The sequence below is a fragment of the Micromonospora sp. NPDC049891 genome (assembly GCF_040660295.1).
Lineage (GTDB): Bacteria > Actinomycetota > Actinomycetes > Mycobacteriales > Micromonosporaceae > Micromonospora.
The window spans coordinates 43,124-63,843 of the sequence record NZ_JBFAML010000021.1; the positions used below are offsets into that span (position 1 = coordinate 43,124).

The window sequence follows — 20,720 nt, forward strand, 5'->3', positions numbered from 1 at the left end:
GTAGGGCGACCCCTCATGTTGACGTCGTAGGCGTCTGCTGTACTACTGCAGCTGCGTGACGCTGTGTACCCTCTCCGCCGTAGCTCTCGCCCACCGCGCTCGTATGCCGACTCAACGCCCTAGCCGTTGACCGGACATCTCCGGCGGCGACGAGCAAAACGATGGCTCGCAACCACTGCTTTGCTAGCCGGGTGCTCGGTAGCATCGGACCCCGGCGGACGACGCGGGGCTCGGTTACGCTCGGCACTCGCCATGCCGGCGCCCGAAAGGGCTACGGTGAAGGCCGAGTGACGTAGCGGCTCCTTGATGGCTGCGGACCACGTAACTAGAGCGTGGCGGGGTCCAAGTAGTTCATGAGGGTCAGCGTAGGTTCGTTCTGCCCGGTCAATGTGCCGACGAGAAGCTCTAGTCCATAGTTTGCGTGCTCGGTGGCCAGTTGAATGACATCGCGAGGTCGCGTCAAGATCTCCTCACCGCGGAGGCCGAGCGCAATCAATTCCAGATGGACGATCCGCCAGGGGTCGCTACTGAGGATCGTTCCGTCCATGAACTTGGTGCGCCTGTCAGGCAAGGGCCGTGTCTGATTGTGCCGCACGCCTAGGCAGAACGCGATCCACCATGCGTCGACTTGCCGTTGGAATGGCTGCCCTGTCCCGACATGCTCGCGGATGACCCGGTGCTCGTCCTCTGGCATGAACAGGTCGATGGCTGCGTACCGATTGTTGATCTCTACCATCAGACAGTGACCTCGACATCCCGGAACGCGAGTCCGTGTGCGTTATCGATTTGGCGGGCGCAGATGCGGCATGACTGTTCGTGGGTGCAGGAGCATGCTCGCACCTCGGCCTGTTCGCTGTCTTCGCCTAGCCAGTCGTACACGAGGTCAGTGGGGTAGTCCTTGCTGCATGAGATCGTGGTGAAAGCCCCAGCGTGTTGTTGCAGCAGGTCACCGACCTCCATGATTTCGGAACGGGTAAGCAGGAGAATGACCTGATATGGCGGTTCGTCACCGGTCGGCGGGTGGGTGATGGTGTTCACCATCCGCTGCTTCACTCCTCCGGACACCATGCCCAAGGGCGTGTCGATCAGACGTGGCGCCGTGATGGCTGCCACCTCCATCAGCGACCAGATGAACGCTAACGTGAGAGCGCGTTGTGAAGCGCCGTTGAGTTCGTAGTCGGTGTCAAGATTCGTGCCGTTCTGGCTTTCGACCACGATGTCGAACTTGTCGGTGATGGATACGCCCTTGAAGACTCCGAGATGGGCGTCCGGCTCCGCTCCAACAATTGACAAAAAGATCTCCTGTAGGCGCGTCGAGACCTTTTTCACGTACTCGCCTTCCAGGCGTCGCTGCACCCGTTCGGCAAGTTCGCGTAGTTCCTCGGCTACGTCGCGCTTGATGATGAGGTCTTGGTTCGCCCGGTTCTTCTGCGTGACTTTGGACAGCTCCTGCTCGCGCTCCTCGAGCTGCCGCTCGTACTGGGCGATGCGCTCGGCGATACGGCCTAGTTCGAGGACACGGGCGGCGATCTTCTTACCGACAGCGGCAAGCTCATCGGTCAGTGTTCGCACCCGCGCGTCATCGATGCGACTGCGCTTCGATTCTGCCTGCTTCAGCTCGACATCAGCGCGGTTAAAATCATCGCGGGCTGCGGTGTAGTCGGCCAGCGTCGCTTGACGCTTGGCCGCGAAGGCGTCGACGTCAGCGGCAGCGAGATCGAAGGCGGCCGCACTGTACCTCAGCTCAGTCAACCGTTGGGCCATGTCGGAGTGCTCGCGCTGCTCTTCAAGCAGCTGAACAACGTGTTCCCGCAACGGGGTACCCGGATGCAGGTCCGACCCGCAGATGCACTCCTCCTCGGCCAGCCGGTCTTGGAGCACCTTCAGAGAAGTGTTCGGGATGACGCGTCGGTCGGCGAGCTCTTCGAGCTTCGTTTGCCCGCTCGCCAAGCCGGCTGCGGTGAACGCTCGCGACAAGGGTTGCCCCTTGAACGCGGCTTTCATGTCGGCCAAGGCTGTGTGCTCCCGGGCCCGACAAGCCTGTATGCGACTCTTAAGCGTACTGATCTGAGCGTTCAACTCGTCGAGGTCGCCTACACCTCGCAGCTGCGCAAGCTCCCGTTCCCACTCGTGCTGCTGGGTCTCCATGGACTTCTGGCGGCCTTCGGTCGCCGTGCGAAGCTGCTCCTGCTCGGTTATCTGTTGCCGCAGCGCCTCGCACTGTTCCTCGAGTTCCTCGGCGTCCTTGCCGCTCTCCGCCGAGACTCGCCGCTTAAGCCCGCCATGGACATATTTCAGGTCACCTACGGCTGTCGTCAGTTGATCGATACCGAGAAGCTCCCGGATCGCCTGATGTACCTTCGCCTGCCGTTCGTGGGAGTACACCCGCCCCGAGATGAACTTCTGGATGTCGTCACCATTGGTAAAGAACAACTCCGACAACCGCAGTGGGACGAGTCGTTCGACCCATGCCTCCGCAGCCGGCACCGGCTTGTCGCCCTCCGGGGTCAGCTTGGCGAGCGTGAGGGAATCTTGGCCGCGTCGCGGAGGACCGTCTGCTTGAGGCGTCTCCAGCACCAGACGGCGCAACCGATACTCACTGGTCGTGCCCATGTCGTCGGTGTGGCTGAAGACGATCTCAACCTCCACCGCCACAGGCGAGCCCGCACGGCAGAAGGTTGAGGTGAGTCGAGGAGCCTCGATGTTGGCTACCTTCGTCAGCCCTGCCATGCCGTACAGGCCCCACAGCATCGCGTACAGCAAGCTGGTCTTACCGGAACCGTTCTCCCCACGGATGACGGTCAACGGCCGCTCGGGGTCGACCGAGAAGTGGATCGTCACATCACGCAACAGCTTGAAGCGGAGAATGTGCACCGACTTGATCATCATGAGCTTGCTCCCCCCCTCGCAGTGACGGCTGATCGACCGAGAGCGTGGACAATTTTGGCGACTTCGTCACGACGTTGGTTGGTGTGTGCTATCGACTGCTTGACAACGACCTCGTCGAGAGCCTTTACCAGGGCTGCCCGGAATCCGGGATACCGTTCGAGGATTCCCAGGACTTCCTGCTCGGCAACATCGTGAATTCGGGGGGTGACTGCCATCCTGACCTCTGCCTTAGACGCTGCGTTCGAGCCTGCTGATGATCGTTCGGGGACCGTCGGGGTCGTACTCGTTCTCCGCTGCGCCGGCGAACTCCCGAGCGCGGGCAAGCTCGCCGGTAAGGATGGCGCGGCCGTCGCTGGTGTCATCGGCGGGTGGCAGCACGATGAAGTCGTGCAATATGGCATGCGACTTACCGTCAGCCCGTCGTAGAATGCGGCCTCGCCGCTGGACCCACTCTCGGCGCACCGTGCTCGATGCCAACAGGTACGCGGTGTCGGTCTCCGGCAGGTCTATGCCCTCATCAAGCACCTTCATAGCCGTCAATGCCTGGTATTCACCGCGGCCGAACGCCTCTAGATACTGCTCAGATCCGCGGCGGCCGGTCTCCGCACTGGTGAATTCGTGGAACCGGATCCCGAGCCGCCGAAGCAGGGCGTTGGCTTCGTCGAGCTGCTTGGTGCCGCCCAGCACCTGTTGCTTGGCGGAAGTGTAGATCAGGGTACGAGCTACCTCGCGGACGCCGGTCTCCACGAGAAGCGCTTCTAGCGCAACGATCTTGGCGGAGGCTTGCTCCAGGACAGCGCGGCGCTTCCGCAGCAGGTGTTCGATCTGATCTTCTAGACCGTCCACCGAACCGTCGTCCTGCCGGTTGAATCCCTTTCGCCGCAACTGCCGGCTCAAGTCGACATAGGCCGTGAACTCGTCGGCGGTAAGTCTTACCTCGTGCAAGTAGTACCGGTACGGCGTTAGGCATCCGACCTCAATCGCGTCAGCCAGCGTGAACTCGTATATCGGCGGCCCGAAGTAGTTGAACAGCTCGGCGCTCCCGGCTTCGTCGTACTGCCGCGACGGCGTCGCCGATAGACCAAGCCGGACATCGAAGCGCTGTGGCGCCGCGCGCAGAAACGTGGGGGCGCCTAGATTGTGCACTTCGTCGCCGATGAGCATCGTCAAGACCTGTTGCGGCAGTGCTTCGATGCTCTCGCGAAGGCCTTCATCGCGGACGAACAGCTGCTGGGTGCACAGGACCACTGCCGTATAGTTGGCTGTCGTGGTCAGGCTGGCTTTCAACTCTTCCAGCCAGACGCGTCGCTTCGGTACGGTCAGTGCGCTCGGTACCGCAGGTTCTACACCGAAGCGCCGTACCACCTCGATCCATTGCCGCATCAGCGGCGTGGTCGGCACGAGGATGACTATCAACATCGGCCCGGTATGACGGTCCTGTTCGTTCACTGCGGCGATCAACGACGTTTGGGTCTTGCCTCCACCGGTAGCGATGGCCAGGATTCCCCGTGAACCTGCGCCGATGAAGGTCCGTACGGCGACACCTTGATGCCGGTAAAGCCCTGTTTCCCACTCGACGCCGTCGGGTATGAGCAGCACGCGAGGAGGGTGTGTCACCACGCCCGGCGGGAGGGCGGGCTCGAGCCCACGCATGTGGTCGGCCTGCCAGGCTCGCCAGAAGTCGTCGATAGTGGGCACGGAACGCTTGGCGCCACGTCGGCCGAGCATTCGCAGGCCGTCGGTGACGTCGATGGACAGCACATGCGGATTCTCGTTATTCCAGTCCCGCTTCCAGCCGCGGAGCAGCTTCGCCACCCTGGTCTCGGCTGCCGGACCGTCCGCCCACGGCCGGTCGACCGTCATTTGCTCACCGTTGACCAGCAAGCCGCGAGCGGTTGCATTGCCCGAACCATGTATGGCGAGCCAGTCGGTCCCGCCGCGTAGCAGCCACTTCTTCTTGTGGTATTGGCCACGAGCCATCAACGCGAAACGCACCGTGAGCCTGCCGGCGGCGATCAGATAGGCGAGGCAGTCGAGCGTGTGCTGCACGAGGGCCGACGCCGACACAACGGCGTCGGCGAGCAGCCGCTGCTCGATATCGTGTATCACCTGCTCGGGCTGCTTGGTGCCTCGCTCAAGAGCCTCGCGGTCGGCATCGTCGATTTCGGGGCTGATGAGAAGGCTGAGCTGACGGCCAGGGTGAGCCAGGAAGTCGGCGAGCCCGGGCGCGATCTGGGCGAAGCAGCGCGAGCTGAAGAATCCTGCCCCGATGCGCGCCTCGTCGGCTGCAGCCATCGCCGGTATCAGGACATCTCCGACGAGGTCATCGTCCGGAATCTGGTAGAGGGGGTCGACCTTGATCATCGCCGTGACAAGAGGCGAGTTCAACCGACGCCTCCATCCTGTCCTCGCTGATTGGCCCCAGGGCGTCTCCTATGACCTCCAAGCAAGGGGCACCCTCGACCGCTGGTCTCGACGTTGCTAAGTCTACGGACAAACCTCATCGAAGTCTCGCGAGCTTCAACTGTCGCGGCTGACGGCCGCGATAACCGGAACGAAGACGCCCCAGGTGCTTCGTCAGGACGTGCGAAGACCGTACGATCCTCTGTCGAATGATCAACAGGGCACGAGCGGGCCAGATGTTCAACCCTTAGGTCTATTTGCCGGTCGGTGGTGGCTCCTAGTTGAAGGCCGTTTGCGAGAGGGGTCATGCCCCCCACCGGGCAGGAAGCGCTATGACGGCTCTTCGAAGTTGAGCGGGGTTTGCGGCTGAAGCTGACCCGAATGTGAAGGGCTCGCAGCTCATCGGTGATCATCTGAGTGTCTAAGTCGGATGGTCACAAGTGAAGAGCTGCGAGCATGGTCAACGATACGACCCGGTTGCTGGGGCTGGACGGGCTGGTCGCCGAGCGGGTGGAACTGGACGCCGCGGGTGTCCCGGTGGTGGACCTGTCCACCGGGTGTGAGCAGGCACGGTGCTGTCCGCAGTGCGGGCAGCGGGCGGTGCGGGTGAAGCAGTGGACGGTGACCCGGCCGCGGGACCTGCCGGTCGCCGGGCGGCCGGCGCGGTTGCGCTGGCGGAAACGCTTCTGGTACTGCCCGACCCCGGCCTGTCCGCGCAGGTCGTTCACTGAGCAGGTCGCTCAGCTCCCGGCTCGTGCCCGGCTGACCGCCCGGTTGCGGCAGGCGGCAGGTGCAGCGGTCGCCGACGGCGGGCGCACGATCGTGCAGGCGGCCCGGGATCACGGCGTCTCGTGGCCGGTCGTCGCCGAGGCGTTCACCGCCCACGCGAACGCGGTGCTGCCGGCCGAACCTGGGCCGGTCGCGGTGCTGGGCATCGACGAGGTTCGCCGTGGCAAGCCGCACTGGACATGGGACGAACAGGCCGGATCCTGGACCACAACCGCAGACCGGTGGCACGTGGGATTCTGTGATCTGTCCGGCGGACAAGGGCTGCTCGCCCAGGTCGAAGGCCGTACCACGGCGGCGGTCACGGGCTGGCTGACCGGGCGCCCGCAGGCCTGGCGTGATCAGGTTCAGGCGGTGGCGATCGACATGTGCACCGTGTTCAAGTCCGCGATCCGGCAGGCGTTACCGCACGCGGTGCTGGTCGTCGACCACTTCCATGTCGTGCAACTGGCCAACCGGGCCGTCACCGAGGTCCGCCGCGGGGTGACGCTGACCCTACGCGGGCGCCGCGGTCGTGGCAGCGACCCGGAATGGCAGATGCGTAACCGGCTGACTCGCTCCGCCGCCCGCATGCCCGGCAAGCACGTCGACCGCCTCGTTGACACCCTCCAAGCCCTGCCCGCCAAGCTCGGCGCCCCGATCCTGGCCGCGTGGAACGCGAAAGAAGACCTGCTCGACCTGCTCGCGACCGCCCGCACCCAGCCGAACCGGGAACACGTCCACCGGCTCCTGCACCGCTTCTACGCCCGCTGCGCCGCCTCCGACCTGCCCGAACTGCACCGGCTCGCCACCACGATCGAGACCTGGTGGCCGCAGATCCACGCGTTCCTGACCACCGGAATCACCAACGCCGGATCGGAAGGCACCAACCGGGTCATCAAGACCATCGCTCGCGACGCCTACGGATTCCGGAATCCCGAGAACCAGCGGCTACGTACCCGCACCGCCGCCACCCGCCGCTACTGCGGACACCTCAACCCCGCTTAACTTCGAAGAGCCGCTATGACGCGCACCGGTGGGCCAACCGAGGCACGAACCATCAACCGCACCTGCAGGTCGCGAGCCAGGCGCGGGGCCGGGTACAAATAATTGCCATTACGGTGTGGCCGTGGCGACGGCCAGGAACTGGACACGCTCGGAACGAGCGTCGTCGCGTGCTTGGTACGCCCACTCGTCGCCGGGCACGAAGCGATTCTCATCGGCGGCCGCCCTGAACCGGCGGCAGTCGCTGCCGGCGTCCGCCGATGCGGTGACGAGCAGGGTGCCGCCGGAACCGATGCGCCGAAGCGTCCGCGTCTTGGCTGCCGCCGGTCAGGTGGCCGGAGGCGGAGGTTCGTGAGCTCCTGGTGGGCGGCGCGGGTTTCGAGGTATCGACAGCCGTGGTGCCGGTTGTGGTCTAGGTCGGCTTGCCTCCGTACGATGCCATCCGGGCGGGATTTCGGGCGGTTACGGCGGTGGAGGTACCCGTGTCGGGCTTGTTTGACGGATTTGAGGGCTACCGGATCCTTACGGGCGCCGATGTGGACAGCGCCCTGAGGTCCGCGTTGGTCGCGGTCGACGCCAATGTGCTGCTCAATCTGTATCGCTACAACGTGCAAACTACCGAGGACCTCCTCGCGGTCTTCGACCGGCTCGGGGACCGTCTCGTGGTGCCTCATCAGGCGATTCAGGAATTCCATCGCAACCGCCTGGCCGCCATCGGCAACCCCGACGGTGCTGCTCAGGACGTGCGTGCCGCACTGCTCAAGAACCAGCGATCGACCGTGGACGCCCTTACTCGGTGGGCTAAGCAGGTCGCCCTGGCCGACACTGACTTTGACCCGTTGCAGGACGACGTCACCGAGGTGTTCGACCGTCTCCTGAACGCGGTCGGCGAAGCCGAGCCGGACCGGGTGCAGGCGGACACGCCAGCGGCCGAGGATCGGGTACTGAAGCGGCTGACGGCGCTGCTGGACGGCAAGGTGCTGGCCCGGCCTCCGGATGAAGAGTGGACCCGGCTGATCGCGGACGGCAAGCGCAGGGTCGAAGAGCAACAGCCGCCCGGATACCTCGACGCCGACAAGGACGATGACCATCCGGAAGGTCCGGCGGGTGACTTCCTCGTCTACTGGCAGGCCTGCGAGGAGGCCAACCGTCGCCAGCTCGATCTCGTGATCGTCACCGGTGACGAGAAGGAGGACTGGTGGTGGCGGCACCGGTCGGTGGTGATCGGCCCGCGGCAGGAGATGACGAAGGAGTTCTTCGATCTCAGCGGAGGTCGGCAGCTGTTCCTGCTGCGGCCTCGCGACCTGCTGCTGCGGTCGACGGCATTGGACGTGACGGTCAATCCAGCCTCGCTGGAGGACGCCAGCCGGGAACGCGATGACCTGACCCCGGTCGGTGCCTGGACCGCCGAGGCAGTCACAGAACTGCTGCGCCGGCTTGACGCCGAGGGGCAGGTCCAAGCCGACGTCATCCGGGAAGCCGCCGCGCTCGGCGGCACGATCAGCAGGGAGATCTTGTACGGGCTCTGCGGCTACGACGACGAGCGGATGCTGCGCGGTTTCACCCGCCCTGCCGCCCGTATCACCGCTGATCTCCAGAGCGAAGGACTGCTGGCGGATCCGGTAACGCCCGTACTCAAGCCGCTGTATCCCGACGGCGTGCGCGCCTCCGGCTTCCGCATCCCGCCTGAGATCGTCGCCGTCCTACGAGGAGACATTGACGCCGAACCCGACGCGGACGCCGGACGAGGCGTGCCGGCGAGCGGTAAGTACCGGCCGCTAACGGACTGGCTCTCCGCGCAGACGTCGGAGTCGATCCCGGTCACCTTCGCCGAGCTGGAAGAGGTGATCGGGTCCCCGCTGGCACCCTCGGCCCGTAATCACCCGCCGTACTGGTACTCCATCCGCAACTCCCTTGGCCGGGCTATCGCCGCTGGTGGCTACAAGCCCAGCCGGGTGAACCTCACGGCGGAAACGGCGATGCTGATACGCCGGTAGCGGCAGGCTCGCCTGTGAATCTGCCCGATGACCTGCTCGGTCTGGGTCAGTAGCCCCTCTGTCGTCCAGGACAGTCGAGACCGAACTACGAAGGGACCTGCCCTCTGCGGGCGGACCGTCAGCACGTCGGCGGACGGGGTACGCTGGCCGGCCATTTCACCGACCGCTGCGCGCTGTAGTTAAGGCGTGACGTGAATGTGATCCTCATGTTTGACTGTCGGGTATGCGAGCGGGGCAGGCGCGGCTGGCGATCGATTGTGGAAGCGCCACGACGACCGCGGTCCTGGCCTGGCCGGACGGATCCTGGTCACCGCTGCTGTTCGACGGCGACCCGGCGCTGCCCAGCGCCGTGCTTGTCGCTGGCGACGGGTCGGTGGTGACGGGGCAGCGGGCGTGGCAGGCGGCCACCGCCGATCCGCAGCGGTTCATACCCCGGCCCCGGCTCCCCGTCGACGAGCAGGTGAGTGTCGCCGACGTGCAGGTCGCGCCCGCCGATTTGGTGGCGGCAACCCTGCGCCGCGTCGTCGACGAAGCCCACCGGATGGCCGGCGGGCCGGTGGAGGACGTGCGGCTGGTCGTGCCGGCGGGGTGGGGGCCGCGCCGGCGGACGTGGCTGCGGCAGGCCGCCCACCGCGCCGGCCTCGCGCAGCCACGCCTGGTGGAGGCGCCGGTAGCGGTGGCCTCGGACGCTCTCGCCTCGGGTGTGCAGCTGCCGGTGGGGTCGGTGGTCGTGGTGTGTGACCTGGGCGCCGGTGTCGAGGTGAGTGTGCTGCGGCGCGGCCCGGCAGGGTTCGAGGTCCTGTCGACCCTCGCCGACCCCGACGCCGGTGGTGACGCCATCGACGCCGCGTTGACCGCCACCCTGCTCCCCGACGGGGTGCCGGCGGGGGATGGGTGGGCGTTGACGGCGAGCCTGCGCACGGCGAAACACGCCCTGGCCGGGCATGCGGCGGTGGCGGTGCCGGTGCCCTCGGGCCCGGCGGTGGTGCTCAACCACACGGCGGTAGAGCAGGCCGCCCGCCCGGTCCTGGTGCAGGCGGCGGGCCTGGTGCGCGACGCGGTCGACGCCGCCGAGGTCGACCCGGCAACGATCGCCGCTCTGTGGTGCGTGGGAGGCACGGCGCAGATGCCGCTGGTCGCCGACGTCCTAGCCGCGGAAACCGGGTTGCAGCCGCTGCTGGTGCCGGATCCGGCGGTGGCGTCGGCCCGCGGCGCAGCCGACGCCGGCGGCCTCACTACGGAGCAGACGGCGTCGGTGGGGGAGCCGATGCCGACGGTGTGGCGGGCGGTGGCGATCGGGGTGCCGGGGTTCGCGTCGCTGGCGCTGGTGTCACACGCGCTGTTCACGCCGACGTGGCATTCCGGGCTCATTCGGGACTGGGCGTTCATGAACTGGGGTGAGGTGGCGATGGCCTCGGTGTTCGCCGTGATCGCCTGCCTGGCCGCCGGCACCGTGCTGGGCTCCACGCTGGCCGCCCGCACCGACAGTGGGGTGGCGATGTCGGCGGGGGCGCAGGTCGCCACCGGCATCCTCACCTCCGCCTGGCTCGGAGTCGCCGTCGTGGGCATGTATGCGGTCGTGGGTTCCCAGTACATCGACACCGAGTTGGGCGCGTTCCTGCGCTGGACCATGCTGCCGGTGGTGCCGATGCTGGTGGTCGCGATGGTGCTGGCGCTGATCGCGTTCCGTCAGTGGCGCACCCCCCGCGGCGGCTGGTCGGACTTCCTCGCCTTCCCCGTGACCTCGGTGGTGACCGCGACGGTGGGAATGATGCTGGTCCAGTGGTCGCTGCCCGCGACCTACGCACCCGGCATGGAGGTGTGGCTCGGGGTCGGACAACGGGTGGGTGGGGTGCTGATCGGGGTCGGGGTGATCACCGCGTTGGTGTCCGGACTGTGGCTGCGGCTGGTGATGGGTGTCCCGTTCGCGATCCTCACCGCCACCCTCGTCGGCCGGTACAACACCGGCACCGTCGCCGGTCTCTACATCGTCGCCGCCACCGTGTGGTGGCTCGGCCGCCTGTGGACCCGCATCCTCTACACCGCCCCCGCCCAACCCCGCCGCAGCCTTCCCCTACCCGGCCCACCACACCCGTGACACACCAACCAGCGGGGGGTGGGTGATGCGGTGGCCGCAGCGGGCCGCGGCAATGCTGCTGACCACCGTCCTGCTGGTCGGCCCGCCGATCCTGCTCGTGCGGCTGGTGGGCTGGCCGACGACCGACACCCCACGGGTGGCGCTGTGGCAGTGGGTCCACGACCCACTGACCGAACAGAACCTGACCCTGATGCTGATGGTCGCGGCCTGGGCGCTGTGGGCATTCATCGCCTACCTCGTCACCGCCACCACCGCCACCCGGCTGTGGGCCGGCGTGCGATGGCTACGCCACCTACCACTGCCCACCCCCTGGCAGGCCACCGCCACCGGCATCGCCGGCGCCGCCGCCCTCACCATCACCACCCCCACTACACCCGTGGACGACCACCAGGGGACGACGACCAGCACCACCACCAACACCGAGCACGACAACGCTAAACAGGCCGACACCGCCGATGGGATCACCGTGCGCGGCGGTTGGCTGCCCCACGACATCGCCGACCAAGTGACCGCCGCGGCGGGACTGATATGGCTACGCCGCCGACGCGCCTACCGCCCCAGCCGCCCACGCCGCTACGCCGAGAACGCGGAGGACCTGGCGGCGCTCCCGGCCACCGTCGTGGCTGTCCAGAGCGCTACCGTCAGCCGCCCCTCACCACCGTCACCCGCCCCGGCGGCGTCTGCGCTACCACTGTTCGGATTCCCACCCACCGGGGTCGGGCTGGTCGGGCCGGGAGCGCTGAACGCCGCGCGCGGACTGCTGATCACCGCGCTCCTCGCCACGGCGCGACAGACCACGGTGGTACTGGTGATTACCCGCCGCGCGGTGGACATGCTGCTCGGGCCAGCGGCCCCGCGCCTGCGACCCGGGACGGGGTTGCGAATCGCTGACAATCCTGCGCACGCCGCAGCTCTACTGGCCGCACCTGACACGGCGTCAGTCCTATCAGGCCCGGCCGATGACGGTCGGCCGCCGGTGCTGATTCTCGACGAGCCGCCCCCGGTTAGCCTCGCGAACATCCTCACCACCGGCGTGATGACCGTGGCGGTGCTGGGCGCCTGGCCGCAAGCGCCGACGTGGCATGTCGAGGCTGACGGCCACACCCACGCGTCCAAGGAGAACACCGGGCTACGGGTATGTGTGCTCGACCCCGTCGCCACCGCGGACCTGCTCACCGTCACCGGTCACCTCCACCCGCCGGCGCCCGACACACCCACACACCCACTGCCGCGCGCCCAGGCACCGCGCCAGACGACCCCACACCACGACACCACCCGCTCCGGCAAGCGGGTGCTGGTGCGGGTCCTGGGTGAACCGACGCTGCTTATTGACGGCACAGCAATGGCGGTGCGGCGCACCGCGGCCCAGCAGGCGCTGGTCTTCCTCGCCGTGCACCCCGACGGGGTCGACAGCCATCTCATGGCCGAAGCCCTCTGGCCCGGATTACCCGGCCACCGGCTCACCGGACGCCTCTACACCACCCTCAGCGAAATGCGCACCGCCGTACGAGCTACCACCGGTATCGACATGATCGACCGTACCGGCGACCGCTACCGCCTTCATTCCGAACACGTCGACGTCGACCTGTGGCACCTAATCGCTGCCGTCGACCACGCAGCCTCGACCCTTCTCGACCCCGCCACTGCTTGGCGAGCCGTGATCGACGCCTACACCGGCGACCTTGCCGCCGGGCAGCCCTGGCCTTGGCTCATTCCATACCGCGAGACTGCACGCCGGCACGTGCTCGACGCCTACGCCGCCCTCGCCGCCACCGAACCCGACTCTAAGGAGGCCTTGGCCTACCTGCAGGGTGGCATCCGGATCGATCCGTACAACGCCGACCTGCACCAACGCGCCGCTCGCATCCTTAACGACCTCGGCGAACACGCCGCCGCCACCAGCCTGACCGACCGGTACACACGGCGCCTCGCCACCGCATGCCTCACTCACGAGAACACGCACATGAACGGCCGTACGTGACCCAGTTCCACCTGTCGGCGTTTCAGCTCCGAGCGCAGGCGATGACTGGCCTAGAATCGCATCGGACCGATCGCCCCGCTCGCTAGTGCTGGCCACACTCGCCCGCACCTGGCCCTCTCGCAAGGGGAACAATAAGGGCAGCGCAGAGGCGGCCATCCTGATCTGCCGCTGCCGTGGATCGTGTGCGCCCTGCCGTCGGTTTCCCCATAACCAGTGGGGGACGCTGCGGCCCGGTACGGCCCCGAAGCGGAATCCCCGTGAAACTGGCGGCGGCGTGCCAGTGACGGTGAACGCCTTGTACTGATGGACCGGCGCGACGGCGAAGACCGTGTCATCGGCGAAAGCCACCGTCAAATAAGCGTCGTTGCGAAGCTCCGCAGCCGTGACCTTCGCCTGATCAGCTAGAGCAACGGCGCCAGAGCTGCCGACGCCGAGGGTCATAACGGCGCTCGGCACCGGGCGGACCTAGCAGATCTGAGCCTCGGTGCGGTTGTCTATCCACGACTCGATCATGACCGTGAAGGTGAAGTCGACTCGCAGCTGCGTGACGACACCGTCGCCTGTTGGTAGCAGGCACTTGCCGGGCTGTTCGATCAGCCCGGTTTGGGGCATGAGCTCGGACATGAATCCATGCTGCCCTTGGACCCTCAACATCGTCGCCGAGTATCCAGATCTGCCGCCGACCGGGCGTCGCGTTGCGTGACAAGCATCGGGGTAGGGCGAAGCGCTCGGTTGTGCCGATGAGCGGATAGCCATCGGTTCGTCGATGGTGGCCGATTGACGCGGCTGATAGATTAACTTCGTGCGCCAGTGAGTGTTAGGAGTGATACTTTTGGACATCAACTGGCCCGAGGTCGTGGCAGGCCTCCTTCTTGGTGTAACGCCAGTTCTCATACGCCAAATCTACTTCTACTACCAGTTCCACAGGTCGCCAGGAAAGCGTCGATACTTAGGTCGCTGGCATTCCTACTGGCGAAGTACGACCGGAATTGGCCAAATCGGTCACGATCAGCTCGAAGTTCGGTACTCTTTTGTCAGAAATTCGCTCCTAGTGAGGAACACCTCCGAGAGCCTTAGGGGTGATGGCCGAGTAATGGAGTATGTTGGTTCCATCTCAGAACGCCAAGGCGTGGTTCGTTACTGGAATCTACGAGATCAAGTAACACAAGTTCAAGAAACATGGGTCCTTGTCGATCCATATTATGATCCAATAGATGTGGCGGAAGGGGTCCAGGTGACGGTCGATCTGCGAGGGCTCCCTGTCGCCGTCGGGCAGCTGATTAGTCGAAGAGAGTTGGAGCTAGAAGAGCTGGAGCGACGGATACCCAGAACGATAATCGGTGCTGACCCGCTGGAGTCCTTTCTTCTCTCCCATGCCCATCATGGCAACGAGCCCTCTGCGTCCGAGATGGAGTCCGATATGTCGCGATCAGAGTCTGATCCGAATGGGGATTCTGTGGCTTCATAGAGCTCTTCCCATGCCGACGACATTCCTCACCACGGCCCCTTTCTGGGTCTGCTTACCAAAGGGGCCTGATCTCTTCCTGCCGCAGCGCCAGGAGCCGTCGGTTAGAAGGTCGGTCCCTGGGGGCCGTAGTCGCGGGTAGTCGCTGCAGACGGCTACAACGTACGCGGGCGGCACCTTGCCGGAGATAATCCACTTGATCGCCCGACGTTTGTACTCCTTTTGACGCAAACGCGCACTGCAGCATGATGCTAGGGTCTCCGATCGCGCCTCGAGAGTATTTCACTCTTGATCGCAATGCGTATTCATCTCGAAGCCGACAGAAATAGCCAAATCCTGGGAGATGTAGATTGATGGATGGCACGCACTCGTCACGGAGTCTGTGGTTCAACGGAAGCACCCGGGGTGGCAGTTTCTGCCTGCAGCAACACCGCTTGACGACCACCGAAGTGCTGTTCCCAGAGCACATCGAGTGTCGACGCGTCCTTCTCCGGTATGGTGTCTCCCATGTCGCGGATAACTGGGTCGCGGCTTAGAATCACTCGGCCAATGGTCAGCCTGCCGTCCCACATCTCGAAGACGCCAACGCCAGCATGCACCGCCCGATAGCCGTGAGTGGCAAAGTCCGGGAAGATCTCGGTGGCCTGTGCGCTGGACCCGCTGGTGTCGGCGGTGATGAGCATAACGGCATGACCACCGCGGACGCCCGCCTCAACGGTGTATGCGAGATTGCGACCCAGGCCGTCCGGCACGCTGATCGTGGCTGTGATTGAACCGATGCTTTGAGGTCGGTCGAATCTCCAACGCATGTGCCGCCAAACCAAGCGGTCGTTCAGGGTGGTGACGTGGTAGTGATGCCACGTGGCCCGCAACTGCGCGAGTGCGTCCTCAGGCGACACGAACCGGGCGTCCAAGGTGCGTCTCAGCATAGCGCCAAGGTCGTCTCGACCGTCTCGATCGGCAAGGCGCGAGATCCCGGTGCTCATCGCGGCACCGACAATCCCAGCACCCAATGCGCCCACAACTGCGGCAATAACACCATTTGACACGGACTGGTCCGCCGTGCCAGACCCTGCAGTTGCGACACCATACGCGACGCCTAGCCCGGTCGTTACCAGACCCAATGCCAAAACAAGCCACAGGACGATGTCGTTGCGCTTGGACATAGCCACATTGTCGGTCCTCCCAACAACAGAACGCATCCCGTCCGCCACCGTTGCCGGGTCTGGCGCACCCTGGCACGGAGATTTCCTGACCCTTCAGGATTGAGGCACCCCAAGCTCTGCGCGCCCTGGCATACCTGATGCGTCCTCGGACGGGCGCCCGATGACGGCCTTGGGTGGCATGGCCGAAGCGACGACCGAGACGGCACACCCGGTCTGAACTGCTGTTGTGAGGTCGTGTGAGGTGGTGTGAGGTGGTGTTAGCACCCGGACCGGCGTCAAGTGCCCGTCTTCCTCTTACGTTCGGTGTCGCGACCACATCGGTCGCCGCGAATGAGGTGATGCAGGGGAGGGCAGTGTGAGGTCACCGGTCTGGACGGCGGGCGTCGCCGTGGTCATGCTCACGGCGGTCCCGTTCGTGCTGCTGTACCTGGCGAGCTGGCCGGTGCTCACGGTGCCGTCCGAGGCTCAGCTGCGCGCCTGGCTGCAACAACCTCTGACCACCGGGTTCTTGACCGCGTTGTTGCAGGCCTGCGCGTGGGGGCTGTGGGCTGTTTTCGCCAGCGCCGTCGCTCACCGCGTGTACCGGTTTCTGGTGACGCGGGTGCGGTGGCGCATCGCGCTGCGGATGCCGGGGCCGGTGCAGGGCCTGGCGGCGGCATTGCTCGGCGCCACTGCCGTCACCTCCGCCGCCCTGCCCGCCACCGCCCATGCCACGTCCACGACCGACACCTCACCCGACCTGGCACTGGGGGAGGACACCGGCGCACAGAGGCCGGCCGCTGACCTGCCTACGGCGGACCGCGTCGGCGCGGATGGGGCATTACCGCCGAACGGCCATGCGTCCGGTGACAGCGGCGGCGGCCCGGGTCTTGCTCGCTACGGCACGGATGCCTCTACCAGCCTCTCGCGCACGAGCGACGGACTGCCGTCGGTGGCGCGGTCGACGGACAGGGCGCCGGGCAAACTGATTCATACCTGCGTGGTGCGTGACGGGGACACCCTGTCTGCGATCGCCGAGAAATGGCTCGGTGATCCGAACCGGTGGCCTGAGATCTGGGCGCTTAACCGCGGTACCCGCTTCGACGCGGTGGGAGGCAGGTTCACCGACCCGGACCTGATCTACCCCGGTTGGGTTCTGGACCTGCCAGCGGACGCGGTCCCACCCCGCGCGGCCGACCCGGACCCCACGGTTCCGTCTGAGCCCGACACACCACGCACGCCGGAACCGCCCGTGCCGGCCGAGTCGACCGGCGTGCCGGCGACCGGCGAGGGCAGCGACACGACGTCGAGCCCGACCGGCGACCCCGCGGGGGCGGTGACGTCCGCACCGGCCGCCGCAGGCGACACGCCGAACGGCCAGGCCACCCACGCGTCACCGCCGGCGGAAAGCCCGTCGGCTGAGTCAGGCCGTCCCCAAGGGATCACGTGGGGGACGGGGAGTTGGCTGAATGTCGGTCTCGCCGCCGCGATCGTGGCCGCCGTCAGCCTGGTCTGGGCCCGACGCCGGCGGCGCTACCAGCCGCGCCCACCCGGCCCGCACAGCCGGTCCGGTGACCCTGACCTTCGACCGATGCCCGCGGTTGTCACCCGCGTGCGGCGGGCCCTGCGCCGGGCAACGTCCGACAACAGCGGCATCGTCGACGCGGACCTCGTCGAGGAGGCGGCTCCGGACGGCGAGCTGCCGCCCATCAACGAGAGCCTGGTCGCAGAAGCGCTTCTCGAAAGTTCCGAGCCGGCGCACGATGCCGGGCCGCTGGTTCCGGTGTTGCCGGGGCAGCACCGGCTGCTGGGTGAGGTGTGGCCTCCCGCCGGTCTCGGGTTGACCGGGCCAGGCGCGGACGCGGCCGGGCGCGGATTCCTGACCGCCGCCCTGGCAGCCGGTAGCGGAAATAACGCCCACGCCAGCGGCCGGGTGATCATCCCCGCCGGGACCGTGGCCACCCTGCTGGGCGCGGGCGTCAGGCTGCCCGAGACTCCTCGCCTCACCGTCACCGGCAATCTGGACGAGGCCCTGGATCTCCTTGAGCAGGGGACTCTGCGCCGTAGTCGGCTGGTGTACCAGTACGAGGTCGACACTCTCGCCGACCTGCGCGGCGTCGCCCCGCAGGAGGAGCCGCAGCCGCCCATTCTGCTCATCGCCCACGCGGGCGCCCGCCACGAACGCGCGAGGGTCGCCGCCGTCTTGGCCCAGGGCTACCGTCTGGACATCCACGGCATCGTGCTCGGCTCCTGGCCCGACGGCGGCACCGTCGTCGTCGACACCGATGGGACCACCAGCCGGCCGGGCGGGGAAACCCGCCACGGCACCCATCCCGCCGACGTGGGCCGTCTGGCCGTGCTCAGCGCGGCGGAGACGATCGACCTGGTAGCCACCCTCGCCGAGGCCCACACCGGCGACCAGCCCTCGTCGACCCCCGCACACCGCCGAACACCGCCGAACACCGATGATCCGCAGCCAGACGCGACAAAGAGCCCCGTCACAGACACCGAGCAGGACGCCCACTCCGACAACCCGACGTCCACAGGCGAAGAGCCGCCGCCGGCTCCAGGAGATGTCCCGGACCTCGCCCCCGACACCCTCCCGCTGGTCACGCCTCGCCGCCCGACGGACGGACCGGACGGCGACCTGTCGCCGCCGCAGGGCGGCGTCGCGGTGCGGGTGCTAGGCGGCGCGCGCATCGTGGACATGGACACCACGGTGCCGCTGCGCGCGAAGTCCCTCGAACTGCTCGTCTACCTCGTGGTCCACGACGGCGACGCCACCCTGGACGCGATCCTCGACGACCTGCTTCCTGACGCCCCACGGTCGAAGGCACCGCACCGCCTGCACACCTACGTGTCCGCGCTGCGGAAGACCCTCGCCCGCACCGGCGAACCGGGCAGCTATCTCACCCATCCCGGCCGCCGCTACGCCCTGAACCGTGAGGCGCTTGATGTCGACCTGTGGCGGATGCGCGACGCGCTCCGCGACGCCGACCGAGCCACCGACGCCACGACCCGACTGGTCGCGCTCCGCGCCGCGGTCGCCGCCTACCGCGGCGCTCTCGCCGACGGTTTCGACTACGAGTGGATCGAGGCCCACCGCGAGGGCATTCGCCGCCAGGCCCTTGACGCCCACCTCGCCCTCGCCGACGCGACCCCCGATCCGGCAGAGGTCGTGGCGGTCTGCGACGCCGCGATTCGCCACGACCCCTACGCCGAGCCCGCATACCAGCGGGCCATGCGCGCCCACGCCGCACTGGGACACCACGACCAGGTCCACGCCCTGCGCCAGGCCCTCGCCCGACAGTTGGCCGAGCTCGACGCCGAGCCGAGCAGGGACACGATCGACCTCGCCGACCGGCTCACCGCCAACCCACGACGCCCCCTCGCCGCGCGACCCGACCACCGTGGAGGGCACCGATGACCCCGCCCACCCCGCCGACCGCCGTCGTCACCCACGGCGGGCCGTCCGACCGGACCGCGCCCAGCAGCGGCGCCGAGCGCATGGCGGCGGACGGCCGGAGCGGCGCGCGGCCGGCGACGACACACCCGGCCGGCAGCCGTACCGGGCCGGAAACCGGCCGCCGCGCGGCGGGTGACGATGGTGGTCTGTTGAGCCGTGACGCCCTCGACGCCGACCTGGCCAGGGCCGTGCGACACACCGCGCGCATGCGGCAGGCCTTCTACCTGCTGGTGTTGCTGGTCGCCCTCGCCGGGCAGGTCACCGGCGCCGTCCAGGCCCTCGACGTTCCGGTGCTCGTCGTGGTCCCGGCTGTCGCGGCGCTGGAACTCGGCGGGGTGGTGGTGATGGCCAACGCCGACGTGCGACGCCGCCTCGGCGAGCGGGCCATCGCCTCCCGCCTACTGTCCGCCGCCATCGCCGCCGGGGCCGTGACCTTCAACTGGGTCGCCCACCACGACCACCTCGTCGGCGGCTTCTACGCCGGCATGTCCGCCCTCGGCTACCTGGTGTGGCTGATGCACGCCGGCAACCAGCGCCGCGACCGGCTCCGCGCCACCGGGGACCTGCCACCCACCCCGCCCGCGTACGAGGTGTTCGCCCACTGGATCCGCCACCCCGTCATCACCGGCCTGGCGCGGGCAATCGCCAAGGCCGACGGACTGGACCTGTACGAATCCCTGAAAGCGGCCCGCGCGGTGACCGCCCGCCACCGCCGCGACACCGCGATCGGGAAGGTGCTGCACCGCAAAATCCGCGCCGCCGTGGACCCGTCCACCGCTGACATCGCGGTGCGGGTGTACGACCTCGACGAGATCGCCGCCCGCCTCGCCGCGTCCGCCGACTACCACGGGCTGACCACCCTGCTCGCTGCGGATCTCGCCCCGGAACGCGTCGTGGCGGCTCCGCGGGCCGGCAACCGACGTCGCTGGTTCAGGCGCCCCCGTTCCGCCGAGGTGTCGCGGACGCCTGAACCCAGCCCGCCGCCGGCCTGTCCACATGCGCCGGCCGCGCCTGACGCTGGCCGGCAGGAGCCGGAGCCGACCCACGATCCCGAGGCCAATCGGCGCGGCGACGACCGGCAGCGGCGCGCCGGCAGCCACGCCGCGGCTCCGGTACGCGCCGGATCGTCCTCGGCCACACCGCACCTGGTGGGCAGGACCGGCGACATCACCGACGTGGACGAAGCCGACGGCGGACAGGGCACTGCCGGTGACGATGGGGACGGCGGGTGTGCGGAGGCGCCCAGGACGACGGCGGAGGCGGTGGCCTACTGGCTGCGCCGGGAACCGAACCTCGACCCTGAACTGCTTGCGGAGAGAATCGGCAGGTCGCTGCGTTCGGTCTACCGCTACCTGCCACCGGACTACCCCCGCCGGCCGGGAATCGCGCGGCAACGGACACTACGGCAGCCGGCGGCCGGACACCACGCGGGCCAGAGCGAGTGACGACACCCGCCGACGTGGGCGAGACGGCCGGCAACCGTAGGGCCCTTGTTCCTCAATCAAC

11 protein-coding genes are annotated in these 20,720 nt (G+C 67.4%); 6 read left to right on the forward strand and 5 right to left on the reverse strand.

What is annotated here, in order from left to right:
- Positions 1–325 precede the first annotated feature (325 nt).
- The 3 genes from AB0I71_RS23500 to AB0I71_RS23510 all read right to left on the reverse strand — a co-directional run bounded on the left by AB0I71_RS23500 (position 326) and on the right by AB0I71_RS23510 (position 5,253).
- Complete coding sequence (locus AB0I71_RS23500; protein WP_357587985.1) at positions 326–736, reverse strand: hypothetical protein; 411 nt, start codon at positions 734–736, stop codon at positions 326–328.
- Complete coding sequence (locus AB0I71_RS23505) at positions 736–2,889, reverse strand: AAA family ATPase (protein ID WP_357587987.1); 2,154 nt, start codon at positions 2,887–2,889, stop codon at positions 736–738. The genes AB0I71_RS23500 and AB0I71_RS23505 overlap by 1 nt, the downstream gene beginning before the upstream one ends.
- Before the next feature lie 228 nt (positions 2,890–3,117).
- Complete coding sequence (locus AB0I71_RS23510; RefSeq protein ID WP_357587989.1) at positions 3,118–5,253, reverse strand: DEAD/DEAH box helicase family protein; 2,136 nt, start codon at positions 5,251–5,253, stop codon at positions 3,118–3,120.
- Positions 5,254–5,748: 495 nt separating this feature from the next.
- On the opposite strand from AB0I71_RS23510, the gene AB0I71_RS23515 reads away from it, so the two are divergent.
- The 4 genes from AB0I71_RS23515 to AB0I71_RS23530 all read left to right on the forward strand — a co-directional run bounded on the left by AB0I71_RS23515 (position 5,749) and on the right by AB0I71_RS23530 (position 13,138).
- On the forward strand, positions 5,749–7,065 hold the full coding sequence (locus tag AB0I71_RS23515; protein WP_357587991.1) for an ISL3 family transposase: 1,317 nt from the start codon (positions 5,749–5,751) through the stop codon (positions 7,063–7,065).
- Between the two features lie 467 nt (positions 7,066–7,532).
- On the forward strand, positions 7,533–9,059 hold the full coding sequence (locus AB0I71_RS23520; protein WP_357587993.1) for a PIN-like domain-containing protein: 1,527 nt from the start codon (positions 7,533–7,535) through the stop codon (positions 9,057–9,059).
- A 223-nt stretch (positions 9,060–9,282) separates the two neighbouring features.
- Positions 9,283–11,157 carry an Hsp70 family protein gene (locus AB0I71_RS23525; protein WP_357587995.1) on the forward strand — a complete coding sequence of 625 codons (1,875 nt, stop codon included), beginning with the start codon at positions 9,283–9,285 and terminating at the stop codon, positions 11,155–11,157.
- A gap of 25 nt (positions 11,158–11,182) precedes the next feature.
- Positions 11,183–13,138, forward strand: coding sequence for a bacterial transcriptional activator domain-containing protein (locus AB0I71_RS23530; protein ID WP_357587997.1), 1,956 nt, complete (start codon positions 11,183–11,185; stop codon positions 13,136–13,138).
- Positions 13,139–13,603: 465 nt separating this feature from the next.
- On the opposite strand, the gene AB0I71_RS23535 is transcribed toward AB0I71_RS23530, so the two are convergent.
- Both AB0I71_RS23535 and AB0I71_RS23540 read right to left on the reverse strand, forming a co-directional pair.
- Entirely contained in the window at positions 13,604–13,762 is a 159-nt protein-coding gene (locus AB0I71_RS23535) for a hypothetical protein (RefSeq protein WP_357587999.1), read from the reverse strand.
- Between the two features lie 1,212 nt (positions 13,763–14,974).
- A complete protein-coding gene (locus AB0I71_RS23540; protein ID WP_357588001.1) occupies positions 14,975–15,769 on the reverse strand; it encodes a hypothetical protein in 795 nt (264 codons plus the stop codon).
- A gap of 355 nt (positions 15,770–16,124) precedes the next feature.
- Between AB0I71_RS23540 and AB0I71_RS23545 the strand changes: the two genes are divergently transcribed.
- Both AB0I71_RS23545 and AB0I71_RS23550 read left to right on the forward strand, forming a co-directional pair.
- Entirely contained in the window at positions 16,125–19,175 is a 3,051-nt protein-coding gene (locus tag AB0I71_RS23545) for a BTAD domain-containing putative transcriptional regulator (protein WP_357588003.1), read from the forward strand.
- On the forward strand, positions 19,172–20,659 hold the full coding sequence (locus tag AB0I71_RS23550; RefSeq protein WP_357588005.1) for a hypothetical protein: 1,488 nt from the start codon (positions 19,172–19,174) through the stop codon (positions 20,657–20,659). The genes AB0I71_RS23545 and AB0I71_RS23550 overlap by 4 nt, the downstream gene beginning before the upstream one ends.
- Positions 20,660–20,720 lie beyond the last annotated feature (61 nt).